Origin of the sequence: Kribbella sp. NBC_01505, assembly GCF_045040285.1 — a bacterium.
Taxonomy (GTDB): Bacteria; Actinomycetota; Actinomycetes; order Propionibacteriales; family Kribbellaceae; genus Kribbella.
In genome coordinates this window covers 8,935,779-8,947,358 of sequence record NZ_CP109425.1, presented here as the reverse complement: position 1 = coordinate 8,947,358, position 11,580 = coordinate 8,935,779, and the positions used below count along the sequence as shown (strand labels likewise).

Sequence of the window (11,580 nt, the reverse complement as noted above, 5' to 3'; positions counted from 1 at the left end):
CGACCTGATGAGCGACCCCGACTTCGAGATCACCAGCCAGTGGAAACCGACGCCGATCCAGGAGACGTCGACGCCTGTCGTTGACAGATCAGGCAACTATAAGTCGGCGGTCGGCCTCGCAACCTGGCCGCTCGTCATTCTCGCCGTCGTCGGCACCCTGTTCTTCATCACCGCCTATGTTCCCGAACTCCTGTGGGCGGGACCTTTCCCGGATGTGCTCGAGCAACTCCGGCCATTATCAGTCCTTGCACTGAACGGTGTCGGGGACGTGGCCTGGACCTTTCCGCTTCCAATTGCACTCATAGCGGCAGGTGCGCTCAGCGCGGTCGCTCGGACGACGTTGCGATGGAACGTCGTCCTCACCTGGCTGCTGGCAGTGGCAACAGCGGGTGGCACCGCCTGGGCCCTGCTGGACGGCGGAGTCACGGCCTGGCGCGACCATGCCCTCGCCCTCGTGATCGGCTTTGTCCTGATCGTCTGCGCACTTGCGGTCCCCGGCAGACTAGCGCGCTCCGCGAGCGTTGCGCCTGGCAAGAAGAATCGCGGAGGCGGCGGCTGGGCGACGCTGTTCGCCCTGAGCTTCGTAGGCCCGCTGGCCGTCGGACGGTGGCTCTGGGGAGAGGGCGTACCGGAGGGAGCCGCGCTGATTGCGACACCTTCAAGAACCCTCGGCACCGAAGCAACCCTGTGGTTCGTCGTAGTCGGAATCTCGTTCGCCGTGGCCCTGTGGGCTCTGGTCCAAGTCTTTCCACCATGGGCCGATCGAAAGCTCCTTCAGCCAGTCGTCTTCCTGATAGCCGCCGTGGGACTGGGAATCGTCCTGGCCGGCCAGCAAGCAGCCACAGTCGCGGACCTCTGCTGCCGATAGCGGCGGGACCTGACTGTCGCCTGTGAGGTGACTCATAGGGCGTCACAAAGTGGGCGGCTGCGGGGTCTTGTGTGTAGCTGCGGGTTGCGGCTGAGCGGGTTTTGTGGCGGGAGGTCGGGCTGATGCGCCGCTGGTTGGACGGGTTGCGGGGGAGGGTTTTCCCGGATCACTGGTCGTTCTTGTTCGGGCAGATCGCGTTCTACAGCTTCGTTGTGGTGTCGGTCAGTGGGTTGGTGCTGATGGTGCCGTACGAGCCGTCGCTCGATCCGGTCGTGTACGACGGCCCGTACGCGCCGCTGCGTGGGGTGACGATGTCGCGGGCGTTGGACTCGACGCTGGCGATCAGCTTCGAGATGCGTGCGGGGTTGCTGGTGCGGCAGGTTCACCACTGGGCGTCGCTGCTGATGGTGGCGGCGATCATGCTGCACCTTTTGCGGCTGTTCTTCACCGGTGGTTTCCGCCGGCCGCGGCGGCTGAGTTGGGTGGTCGTGTTCACGCTGTTCCTCGTGATGCTGGGCGGGGCCCTCACCGGTACGTCGCTCCCGGACGACATGCTGTCGGGATCGAGTCTCGCGGTCATCGACGGCGTGGTGAAGTCGATCCCGTTCATCGGTACGGCGTTGTCGTCGCTGATGTTCGGCGGTCAGTTCCCCGGCGACGTGATCGCGCTCTTCTACCCGCTGCACGTGTACGTGCTGCCCGCCGTCATGATCGTGCTCTTCATCGCCCTCGCGGTCCTCGGGCTCAAGCTCCGACCCGCAGTTCGAGGGCCCGGGACGGACGAACGCCAACATCGTCGGCCGCCCGGCGGCCGTGGCCGCGGTGAAGAGCGCCGGACTGTTCGCGTTCGTGGTCGGCGTCTCGTTGCTGATGGGCGCCACCGCAACCATCAACCCGATCTGGCTGTACGGACCGGCCGACCCGGCGGACGCCTCGGCGGGCATCGGCCCGGCCTGGTACCTCGCCTTCCTGGACGGCGCGCTGCGGCTCGCACCGGGCTGGGAGGTTGAGCTGTGGGGGAGGACTCTGACACTCGCCATCCTGCTCCCGGTCGCGCTGTGCACCTTCTTCTTCATCGTGCTCGCGACGTACCCGTTCATCGAGGACTGGATCCTCGGCGATCGCACAAACCACAACCTCCTCGAACGCCCCCGCAACAACCCGACCCGCACCGGCATCGGCGTATCCGGCATCGTCTTCTACGGCATCCTCTGGGCAGCCGCCGGCGCCGATACCCTCGCCCTCACGTTCCACCGATCCTTCAACGTACTCATCCACCTCTTCCAGGTGCTCCTGATCATCGGCCCCCCGATCGCGCTGGTCGTCACCCGCCGCATCTGCCTTGGCCTGGAGCGAGCAGACCTGGACCTCGCCGAGCACGGCGTAGAAACCGGCCGCGTCGTCCGCCTCCCCAACGGCGGCTACACCGAGGACCACCGCGCCCTAACCCCCTACCGCCGCTGGTCCCTCGCCGGCCACCCCCACGCCGTACCGGAGCCACCCAAAGGCTTCAAAATCCCCCTGGTACGCCGCCTCCGCTTCCGCCTCGCAACCCTCTTCGACAACCCCCACTGACGGCGGGCTAGGGGTCGGGGGTTGCGTCGGTGGTGAGGTGTTGGTCGCGGAGTAGGAACCAGGCGGTGACGGCGGTTGCGAGCAGGACGGCTGCGCCGACGGCGGCGGCGGTTGCTACGCCGTTGGTGAAGGACTGGCGGGCTGCTTCGAGGAGGGTTGCTGCGGTTTCGGGAGGGAGGTGGGAGGCTGCTTCGGCTGCGCCGCCTAGTGATTCGTGCGCGACCTCCGGCGTACCGGCTGGGCTGGGGAAGTTGCGGTAGATGCCGGTGACGATCGAGCCGAGGAGCGCGATACCGAGTGCTGCGCCTAGTTCGTACGCTGTCTCTGAGACGGCGCTCGCTGCGCCTGCTTGTTCCTTCGGGACGGCGGTAAGGATTACGTCGGCCGTGACCGTGAAGGCGAAACCGGCTCCGGCTCCGACTACGAGGAGTGCTGCGCCGAGCAGTGGGTAGCCGGTGCTGGTGCTGATGGTGGTCAGCGCGGCTAGTGCCAGGCCGATCGCGGCCAGCCCGCCGGCCACCACGGATCGCACCGAGAAGCGCCGTGCTGCGCGTCCGGCCAGGAGGCCGGCGACGATCGAGCCGATCGCTGCGGGGAGCTCCGCGAGGCCGGCTTCGAGGGGGCCTCGGTTCTGGACCAGTTGCAGGAACTGGGAGAGGAAGAAGATCAGTCCGGACAGTCCGAAGATGGTCAGCAGGTCGGCCAGCACGGCGCTGCTGAAGCCGCGGTTGCGGAACAGCGTGAGGTCGAGCAGCGGGATCGGCATCCGCAACTGCCGGCGAACGAAGCCGTACAGCGCGAGCGCACCGACCAGTGCGGCGGCGAGCGCCGGCCAGCCGAAGCCGTGCGCCGCGAACTCCTTGATCGCGTAGACGATGCCGATCATGCCGGCCATCGACAGGACGACGCTGGCGAGGTCGAAGGGACCTGGGTTCGGGTTGCGCGACTCGGGCAGCAGTTTCGCGCCGATGACGACCAGGATCGCCATCACCGGGAGGTTGATCAGGAACACCGAGCCCCACCAGAAGTGCTCCAGCAGCGCACCGCCGACGATCGGGCCGACCGCCATCCCGGCTGATGCCGCGGCGCCCCAGATGCCGATCGCCAGGCTCCGCTCGCGCGGGTCGTGGAAGACGTTGCGGATCAGCGCCAGGGTGGCGGGCATCAGCGTGGCGCCGGCGATACCGAGCAGTGCCCGGGCCGCGATCATCAGCTCGGCGGAGTTCGCGTAGGCGTTGAGGACCGAGATCGCACCGAACGCGGTGGCGCCGATCAGCAGGATCCGCTTGCGGCCGATCCGGTCGCCGAGGCTGCCCATCGAGACGAGCAGACCGGCCAGCACGAACGAGTACACGTCGCCGATCCAGAGCAGCTGGGTGCCCGACGGCTTCAGGTCCTCGGTCAGGAAGGGCGTCGCCAAGCCGAGCACCGTCGCGTCCACCGCGATCAGAAGGACGGCCAGCACCAGTACGGCGAGCGCCAGCCACCGTCCCGGCCTAGCGGTCACCGCGGTGCCGGAGGTGGTCTCGTGCGTCATGAGCTTCTCCGTACGGCGCCGCCGAGCAGCAGCTCGGCGATCATGGGCGTGAAGTCGTTGCGGGCCAACCGGCCCTCGGCGATGGCCCAGGCGGCTGAGACCACGAGTCCGTACACCGCCTCGGTCAGCCAGACCGGACTGAGCTCCAGCCGGAACTCACCGGACTCCTGGCCGCGCCGGAACAGCGCGACCAGCTTCGCGTCGAGCCGTGCCCAGCCCTCGTTCTGATCGCCCTCGAACAGCTGGTTCTCGCTGTAGAGGAACGCGAGCAGACCGGCCGACGACTCCAGCTCAGCAAGCATCCGGCGGACGGCGCCGGCCGCAGTCCCCTCCGCGAGCTGCGCCTTCGCCAATGCTGCCTCGCATTCGGCCACCCCGAGGTCCTCGATCGCACGGACCAGCGCGTCCCGCCCGGCAAAGTGCCGATTCAGCGTCGCCCGGCCGATGCCGGCCGCCCGGGCAACCTCGTCCAAGGTCGCACCGGACCGCCGCATCAGCAGCTCCGCCGCGTCCCGCAGTACCTGCTCTCGATCCATCGCCATGAGTTCAGAATAACTCATATGAGACAATAATGTCTCAAAATGGCCGAATGTGGCTCATTTCGCGGCGCGGTCAGCGCCGACAGCTACGGCGACGATCGTGCAGGGCTCGGTGCCGTAGTTTGCGCCACCCGTTGGATGAGGACGTTGTCGACGTAGACGTCGGCTTCGCCTTGGTCGGGGGCTACGGGGGGTGAGCCAGGTGACGCTCGTGCCCTTGAAGGTCAACTCGAGGGACGCGCCGTTCGCGGTCGTTGCGTGGATGTCGTCGCGGTAGTCGCTGCGGAAGGTGAAGCTCAGGTTGCTGTAGCCGGTGGGTTGGGCCGCGAGGTAGCTCTTCTTGATCGTGACCGCCGTGCCGGAGGTGGTGTAGTCGGTGCCGTTGAGCAGTGTCGTGCTGCCTCGCTGGATGGAGGTCAGGTCGCTTACTGGTCGGCCGAGCTGTACGACGGCGTCCGCTTGAGCGGAGGTCTTCTTGTCGAAGACCGCTGTGTCCGGGGTGAGAAGACTCGGCTGTCGTACGTCGAGTCGGTCGACCAGCATGAACTGGCCGGACTTCTTCCCCCCGCGGATTGTGTGCGTGCCGTTCGCCAGCCCGGAGATGCTGTAGACGACCTGCTGGGCACCGCGCCCGCTGGCCTGGTTGGCGTTGACCGTTTGTTTGAAGGCGCCGTCGATGTAGATGTCGACCTCGCCTTGTGATGCATGCGTCTCGGTCACGTAGTCGACGCCGGTTCCGACGAAGGTCGAGCTGAAGGCGTCGCCGTTCGCTTCGGCGTACTGGACGTCGTCGCGGTAGTCGCCGAAGCCGCGGCCGGTGCTGTTGCCCCATGACCCGGTGTAGGCGATCTGTGGGTCGTTGTTGTTGAGTGAGACGGTGCGGACACCGCCCGGCGTGCGGACGTTGAACTTGTCGAGAACGATGAATTGGCCCGTCTTCTGCACGCCTCTGATCGTGTGGATCCCGTTGGTGAGGCCGGAGATGCCATAGACGACCTGCTGCGCGCCACGACCGCTGGCTTGGTACGTGCTCACGGTCTGTTTGAAGACGCCGTCGACGTAGATGTCCACATCACCTTGTGACGCGTGCTTCTCGGTCACGTAATCGATACCGGTCCCGGTGAAGGTGTACGAGAATGCGTCGCCGGTCGTCTGCGCGTACTGGACGTCGTCCTGGTAGTCGCCGAGTCCGCGGCTCCAGCTACGACTCCACGTGCCCGTGTAGTTGATCGCCGGATTGTCGTTGTTCACACTGATCGTCGAACCGGCCTGCGGTGTCACCTTCAGCAGTCGTACGCCGTGTGCGGGTACTGCGGTCGCTGTGAACCCGGACGCGAAGCTGCCCAGGTCCTGCTTGGCCCACAGGTCACGCACCTGCGCTCCACCGGCCAGACCGAGGTCGGACCAGTTCGTGGTGAGCGTGGCCTGTGAACCGCCGAGGTTGAACAGGGCAACGGTGTAGCTGCTGTCGGCGTTCAGTAGTCGGCGTAGTTGATGTCGAGCGCCCACGACAGTTCGAACCAGATCCCGTGCGGCGTCAGCGCCTGCGACCAGCCGGCCACCTCGGCGCGCGCGTCGAGCGAGAGGTCGTTGTGCCCGGAGCCCGGAGTGACGCTGTCGAACTTGAGGAAGTCGATGCCCCACTCGGCGTACAGATCGGCGATCGAGTTGAGGTAGGCCTGGGCGCAGGGTTTGGCCATGTCGATGCGGTGGCCGAAGCCCCAGTAGTCAGCCTGCTGCAGCGGCTGGAGTGCGAGGTCGCCAGTCCGGCACTCCGGATGCCCGAAGACCGGCAGGTTGGCCTGCCGGAGGGCGGGCGAGATGCCGGGGATGCTGTAGATCCCGACCTTCTGGCCGTTGGCGTGGATGTAGTCGATGACTTCCTGGAACCCGTTCGGGAACAGCGTTGTGCTGGGCTTCGGGCGGCCGTAGGCGTCGACACCGTCGTTCCAGCCGGCATCGATGTTGATGTACTTGTACCCGTACGGCTGCAGCTTCTGGTGCATCGCATCGGACTGCGCCTTGAGCTGCGCGGCGTTGATCCACGTCCCGCCGTTGTTGGAGTAGACCTGCATGCTGTAACTACTCCAACCCATGTACGGCGTTCGCGCGGCCTCGCTGGCGGGTCCCGCAAGCGTGCTGCCCGCCGCGGCCGCCGTACGGGTCGGTGCAGCGACCGAGGTCGACGACAGGCCTAGGGGGAGGAGCGCGGCAACCACCAGCGCCGCCGCAGACACCCGCAAGCGTCTGCGTCCAGGGGAAATGGCCATGGCAGGGTGACCTTTCTGTTGGTCCACGCCGCCAGTTAATTCACGGCATTCAGAAAGTCTGCACTCCACAGCGCTACCTGGCCATGGCTCATCGACAAGTCGCTCGGGCTGCCTGCGGCGCCGCGGAATCTACTCGGCGAGCGGGGCTTGCTCGAGTGTCGCCACATCAGCCGCCGGAGCTCCCTTTGCCGGCCTTGCCGAAGCCGCCGCGCGCGATGGTGCCGATGTTGCCGCCCTTGGTGGCCAGGCCGCCGCGCTGGATGGTCGCCGTACCGCCGGAGGAGTTGCGCAGGTTGGAGGTGGTGTAGCTGCCGTCGCCGGTGTTGTAGCGGCCGCCGATCGGCGGCACCAGGAAACCGCCGCGGGTGGCCATGTAGAACCAGAAGAATCCGGCCCCGGAGCCGTGGTACTCGCGTTCGTCCTTGCACTCGTTGTCGTCGGTCCGCTGCTGCGTCTGCGGGTCGACACAGATCGCCGCGTAGTCGGCCGTGTCGTCGTCGTTGCTGCACCCGGTCAGCGAAGCGGCGACCAGCGCGGTCAGTCCGAGCGTGATACCGGCACTGCGCATCCGCCTGATCGGTCCAGACTGCGTCATATCCTGCCTTCCCCCTCAGCAGGCGGCTTCATCGAGTACATGATCAGCGCGCCCACCACCATCGTTACACCCACCACAACCAGGGGACCTGTACCCACGTCGGAGACAGCCAGCACCAGTACGGTGACGAACGACGCCGCCGCCAGCAGCGGGACAACTACCCGTTGCAGCAACCGGCCCTTGAGCTGGCCGGTGAAATACACCGGTACGGCGATCGCGGTGGCGAGGTAGTAGAGCGACACCAGCACCGAGACGGCGCCGACGGCGTCGGCGAGTACTGCGTCCGAGGTGAGTACCAGGGTGACGTAGATGACCAGGCTCGCCACGGCGAAGACCAGGGTGGAGACGCTGGGGGTGTGGAAGCGAGCGGAGATCCGCGCGAACTGCCCTGGAAACGCGTCGCGTCGAGCCATGGACAGCATCGTCCGGGCGGTCGGCAGGATGGTCGTCTGGGTCGAGGCGAGCGCGGAGACGAGTACTGCGCCGATCAGGAGCTTGCCACCCGCAGTACCGAGTAGGTCGTTGCTCAGGACCGAGAAGAAGTCGTCGTCCGCGATGTCGGCCAGCGGACCGACCCCTGCGTAGGCAAGCGCCGACCACGCGACTACGGCGTACAGGACGACCAGGAAGCCATTGGCGATGAGTGCTGCGATCGCCGGAGTGCGGCGTGGTTCGCGAGTCTCTTCGTTGACGCTGAAGGACGAGTCCCAGCCCCAGTACAGGAACACTGCGACCAGTACTCCGGTGGCCCACTTGCCCTCGCCGGTGTTTGTCGCGAAGCTCAGGGTGCCGGCCTCGCGGAAGGCGTTGATGGCGAACCAGAGCAGCGCGACGACCTCCACCGTCAGCAGGATCGCCTGCGTCCAGGCGGCGATCCGGATGCCACGGTAGGCGAGCACTGCCATCACAATGATGAACACGGCCCCCAGACCAGCTTGCGCCGGGCGGGAGTCGGCCGCACCGTCCAGACCGAGCAGCAGATAGGTGTAGACGGAAGCAACCTGGGCCAGGTTGCTCATGACGAGGACGCAGGCCATCACGGTGGTCCAGCCAACCATGCGGCCGACCCCTATTCCGAACGCCTTCTCGGTCCACGGGAACGTCGTACCGCAGTCCGGCTCGGTCCTGTTCAGCTCACGGAAGCAGAGCGCTACCAGGACGACCGGTATGGCCGACAGCGCCAAAACCAGGGGAGCGGCCGTACCGACGTACGCGGCGAGCAGTCCGACCGCAACGGCCAGCGAGTACGCCGGTGCGGAGGAGGAGATCCCGATCGCGGTGCACGTTCCCAACCCAAGCGCATCCCGCCGCAGACTGCGCCCGCGGGACCGTGAATCAGCTGTTGTCGTCATCGTGCCCCCAGAGTGCCATCCCGTGGGCCCGTCGTCCGTGAGGCGCTGCGGCCGTTGTCGCAGACGCTACTGGGTTGTCGTGCGGTCCGCGCCGACCGCGACAGCAACTATCGTGCAGGGCTCGGTGCCGTAATTGCGCCACGCGTGCCGGGTACCGTTCTGGATGACGACGTCGCCTGCCCGCAAGACGGCTCGTGTGCCGTCGTCGAGTTCGAGCGTGGCCTCGCCGTGCACGACCATCAGGTAGTCGATCGTGTCGGTGGTGTGCATCCCTGAGCCGTCGGGCTCCATCGAGCTGATCACGCCGGGCATCTGCCGCTCCAGCTCGGCGGTAGCCGCGGCTGTGTCCACATCCGGCGACGGGGTCAGCCCCTCCGGGGCATGCGTGATGATCATGAAGCGCGATCCCTCCCGCGGCGGGAACCACGACTCGCCGCCGCTGGGCGACCCGCCGTCCGGGAACGTGGGCGGCTCGTCTCGTCCCCACAGCCGGTAAGCGACGAACCCGGGCATCAGTGCGGAGGTGATCGGCTCCACGGTCCGATCGTCCACTACGCGCGACCTGCCCTCGCTGTCGTGCCCTGTGACGACTCGGCGAACCACCATCTGATTGCCCTCCTCGAATGCGTCCAGGCATGGCCCGGTGATGAGTCCTAGTCTCATCACTGTACACAGTAACGAGACCGGGTCTCAACGCGCTGCTAGGGTGGGATCATGGCTCGCTGGCAACCGGAGGCGCACTCGCGGCTGGAGGACGCCGCCCTCGAACTGTTCGCCGAGCGCGGGTTCGACGCGGTGTCCACCGCCGAGATCGCCGGCCGCGCCGGACTGACCAAGGCAACGTTCTTTCGCCACTTCCCCGACAAGCCCGAGGTGCTGTTCTGGGGCCAGGACCTGCTCGCCGGAACCTTCCGGCAGACCATCGCGGACGGCGCGGCAGGCGCCTCGCCGCTCAAGCTCGTACGTGCCGCGATCGTTGCCGTCGGCCCCGTTTTCGACGCCGATCGGCACCGCAACGCCGCGACTCGGCAACGCCTGATCGCTTCCTCGGCGACCTTGCACGAGCGCGCCGTACTCAAGCGCGCTGTGCTTGCCCAGGCGATGACCGAAGCGCTGCAGGATCGAGGCGTCGCAGCTAGGACAGCCGAGCTGGCCGGGCTGGCCGGCATCGCGGCGTTCGGCGCGGCGTACGGACGCTGGGCTGCAAGTCCGGCCTATGTCGGGTTCGCCGTCCTCGCCCGCCGCGAACTCGACCGAACCGCCCGCGCCGCAGCCAGCCTCAGCTAGAAGACCTTGCTCTTGGGTTCACGCTCGCTGCTGGGCGCGGACGTTTTCACGGTTCGGGCCGGTCGCCGACGGTGCCGTGTTGGGCCAGGTGGTCGACGAGGAGGGCGCCGATGGCGTCGGCGTGGCCCGGTACGCCGACGATCTGGCCGAGGACGACGGGGGCGATCATCAGGTGCGCGACCGCGGCCGAATCGTGGTCGCGCAGTTCGCCGCGCGCGACGGCGGCGGTGAGGTAGCCGGCGATCAGGCCTTGGCCTTCGGCGATGACGTTGTGGAGTTCCTGGCGGATCCGGGGATTGCTCGTGGCGCCGCTGATGAAGAGGCCGAAGAGCGGGGCCCGCTCCGCCACCAGGACGGCGCACTCGGACATGAAGCGGGGAATCACCGCCGCGGCCGGCTGGCCGGCGGTGGCGGCCAGCAGGCTGCGGAGCTCAGGCAACAGGCTCCGTTCGGCGATGACTGCCAGAGCCAGCGCTTCTTTGCTGGGGAAGTAGTGGTACAGCAATCCAGGCGTCACACCCGCGGCGGCCGCGACCTCGCGGGTGCTGGCCAACTCCAGACCCCTGGTACCGAACACGGACATCGCTACGTCGAGCAACTGCTCACGGCGCCACTGCGCCTGCTGCTGTCGCTGCGAAACCCCGGACGGTTCTGGCATCTGCTGATTATTGCCTTACGCACGGACTGCCTGAAGCGCCCACACCGGCATCCGCGGAAGCTCGGAGCCGTCGGCCGGTTCGTCGAGTCGCAGATGCAGGGCGGCCGCAAAGTCCTTGAGCTTGGCGTTGACGAGGTAGTCCGTCTGGTCGAGGCTTGTGATCTCCCAGCCCGCCGCACCCAGGGTTTCGCGCAGATTGGCCTCGGAGAAGGTGAGTGGGTGTGAGCTCAGGGTTCCGGCATCGGTGAAACAGTGCAGGTTGAGCAGCGCGCCCTCGGTGGTGGCGCGGTGCAGAGCGGCGGTGTAGACCCGCCGGTCGGCATCGTCGAAGCAGTGATAACAAGCGCTGTCCAGCACACTGTCGAACCGCCCGTCGAAGCCGTCGAGCTTCAACGCGTCCGCCACCTCGAACTCGACCTCGACCCCCAATTCGCGAGCGCGCTCCCGCGCTCGCTCGATCGCGGTAGCCGCAGCGTCGAGGCCGAGCACCTGATAGCCCTTGCCCGCCAGATAGATGGCGTTGTCTCCCAGTCCGCACCCGATGTCGAGCACCTGGCCGCGGAAACGTCCGGCCGCCTCGAGTTCGACCACGAAGGGCTGCACCTGTCCGATGTCCCACGGGATGGCGGGCAGCGCCACGCCGGGCGCCAACTCCGAACCCCGGTACAGCCCGTCGAAGTCGATGTCCACCAAGTCGACCTCGTACTGCGGTCCGTTCTGATTCATCAGCTCTGCTCCTCCGGTGAGTGATCTAATTGACTGAGCGGCCGGTCAATGAGTTCACCGTAGTCCGCCGAAGGCAGGCTGACCAGACCGTCACCACGCTTCGTGCCCGATCGGCTACCACCCCGGATCCCCGAGGGCAGACCCTTGATGTGGCGAATCCGCTCGACTTCGGC

General features: G+C 67.0%; 12 protein-coding genes. 3 read left to right on the top strand and 9 right to left on the bottom strand.

The genetic code is table 11. The annotated features are described in order from the left end of the window. The first annotated feature begins 7 nt into the window (after positions 1-7). Both OG474_RS41855 and OG474_RS41850 read left to right on the top strand, forming a co-directional pair. Positions 8-868, top strand: coding sequence for a hypothetical protein (locus OG474_RS41855; RefSeq protein WP_405059226.1), 861 nt, complete (start codon positions 8-10; stop codon positions 866-868). Positions 869-990: 122 nt separating this feature from the next. After that, a complete protein-coding gene (locus tag OG474_RS41850) occupies positions 991-1,878 on the top strand; it encodes a cytochrome b N-terminal domain-containing protein (RefSeq protein ID WP_405059225.1) in 888 nt (295 codons plus the stop codon). A 572-nt stretch (positions 1,879-2,450) separates the two neighbouring features. Here OG474_RS41850 and OG474_RS41845 read toward each other — a convergent pair. From OG474_RS41845 to OG474_RS41815, 7 genes are all read right to left on the bottom strand, one after another. Beyond that, entirely contained in the window at positions 2,451-3,980 is a 1,530-nt protein-coding gene (locus OG474_RS41845) for an MFS transporter (RefSeq protein ID WP_405059224.1), read from the bottom strand. Then, positions 3,977-4,522 (bottom strand): TetR/AcrR family transcriptional regulator, encoded by a 546-nt coding sequence (locus tag OG474_RS41840; protein ID WP_405059223.1) that lies wholly within the window; start codon positions 4,520-4,522, stop codon positions 3,977-3,979. Before OG474_RS41840 ends, OG474_RS41845 begins: the two co-directional genes overlap by 4 nt. 54 nt (positions 4,523-4,576) lie before the next feature. Beyond that, the gene (locus tag OG474_RS41835; RefSeq protein WP_405059222.1) at positions 4,577-6,028 is read right to left on the bottom strand and encodes a X2-like carbohydrate binding domain-containing protein; all 1,452 of its coding nucleotides are present in this window, start codon (positions 6,026-6,028) and stop codon (positions 4,577-4,579) included. Beyond that, positions 5,995-6,789 (bottom strand): hypothetical protein, encoded by a 795-nt coding sequence (locus OG474_RS41830; RefSeq protein WP_405059221.1) that lies wholly within the window; start codon positions 6,787-6,789, stop codon positions 5,995-5,997. Before OG474_RS41830 ends, OG474_RS41835 begins: the two co-directional genes overlap by 34 nt. Before the next feature lie 166 nt (positions 6,790-6,955). Beyond that, a complete protein-coding gene (locus OG474_RS41825; RefSeq protein ID WP_405059220.1) occupies positions 6,956-7,384 on the bottom strand; it encodes a hypothetical protein in 429 nt (142 codons plus the stop codon). Next, positions 7,381-8,736, bottom strand: a complete 1,356-nt coding sequence (locus tag OG474_RS41820; RefSeq protein ID WP_405059219.1) for an APC family permease — start codon at positions 8,734-8,736, stop codon at positions 7,381-7,383. The genes OG474_RS41825 and OG474_RS41820 overlap by 4 nt, the downstream gene beginning before the upstream one ends. 66 nt (positions 8,737-8,802) lie before the next feature. Further along, positions 8,803-9,399 carry a cupin domain-containing protein gene (locus tag OG474_RS41815; RefSeq protein ID WP_405059218.1) on the bottom strand — a complete coding sequence of 199 codons (597 nt, stop codon included), beginning with the start codon at positions 9,397-9,399 and terminating at the stop codon, positions 8,803-8,805. A gap of 51 nt (positions 9,400-9,450) precedes the next feature. On the opposite strand from OG474_RS41815, the gene OG474_RS41810 reads away from it, so the two are divergent. Beyond that, positions 9,451-10,023 carry a TetR family transcriptional regulator gene (locus OG474_RS41810; protein WP_405059217.1) on the top strand — a complete coding sequence of 191 codons (573 nt, stop codon included), beginning with the start codon at positions 9,451-9,453 and terminating at the stop codon, positions 10,021-10,023. A 46-nt stretch (positions 10,024-10,069) separates the two neighbouring features. Here OG474_RS41810 and OG474_RS41805 read toward each other — a convergent pair whose 3' ends face one another. Next, positions 10,070-10,681: a TetR/AcrR family transcriptional regulator gene (locus OG474_RS41805; RefSeq protein ID WP_405059216.1), complete on the bottom strand. Its 612-nt coding sequence runs from the start codon at positions 10,679-10,681 to the stop codon at positions 10,070-10,072. 15 nt (positions 10,682-10,696) lie between these two features. Further along, on the bottom strand, positions 10,697-11,407 hold the full coding sequence (locus tag OG474_RS41800) for a class I SAM-dependent methyltransferase (RefSeq protein ID WP_405059215.1): 711 nt from the start codon (positions 11,405-11,407) through the stop codon (positions 10,697-10,699). Positions 11,408-11,580: the final 173 nt, after the last annotated feature.

Bases quoted from the DNA above. Each gene is read 5' to 3' on its own strand.
- OG474_RS41855 (WP_405059226.1), top strand. From the start codon at position 8: ATGAGCGACCCCGACTTCGAGATCACCAGCCAGTGGAAACCGACGCCG.
- OG474_RS41850 (WP_405059225.1), top strand. From the start codon at position 991: ATGCGCCGCTGGTTGGACGGGTTGCGGGGGAGGGTTTTCCCGGATCAC.
- OG474_RS41845 (WP_405059224.1), bottom strand. From the start codon at position 3,980: ATGACGCACGAGACCACCTCCGGCACCGCGGTGACCGCTAGGCCGGGA.
- OG474_RS41840 (WP_405059223.1), bottom strand. From the start codon at position 4,522: ATGGCGATGGATCGAGAGCAGGTACTGCGGGACGCGGCGGAGCTGCTG.
- OG474_RS41830 (WP_405059221.1), bottom strand. From the start codon at position 6,789: ATGGCCATTTCCCCTGGACGCAGACGCTTGCGGGTGTCTGCGGCGGCG.
- OG474_RS41825 (WP_405059220.1), bottom strand. From the start codon at position 7,384: ATGACGCAGTCTGGACCGATCAGGCGGATGCGCAGTGCCGGTATCACG.
- OG474_RS41820 (WP_405059219.1), bottom strand. From the start codon at position 8,736: ATGACGACAACAGCTGATTCACGGTCCCGCGGGCGCAGTCTGCGGCGG.
- OG474_RS41815 (WP_405059218.1), bottom strand. From the start codon at position 9,399: ATGAGACTAGGACTCATCACCGGGCCATGCCTGGACGCATTCGAGGAG.
- OG474_RS41810 (WP_405059217.1), top strand. From the start codon at position 9,451: ATGGCTCGCTGGCAACCGGAGGCGCACTCGCGGCTGGAGGACGCCGCC.
- OG474_RS41805 (WP_405059216.1), bottom strand. From the start codon at position 10,681: ATGCCAGAACCGTCCGGGGTTTCGCAGCGACAGCAGCAGGCGCAGTGG.
- OG474_RS41800 (WP_405059215.1), bottom strand. From the start codon at position 11,407: ATGAATCAGAACGGACCGCAGTACGAGGTCGACTTGGTGGACATCGAC.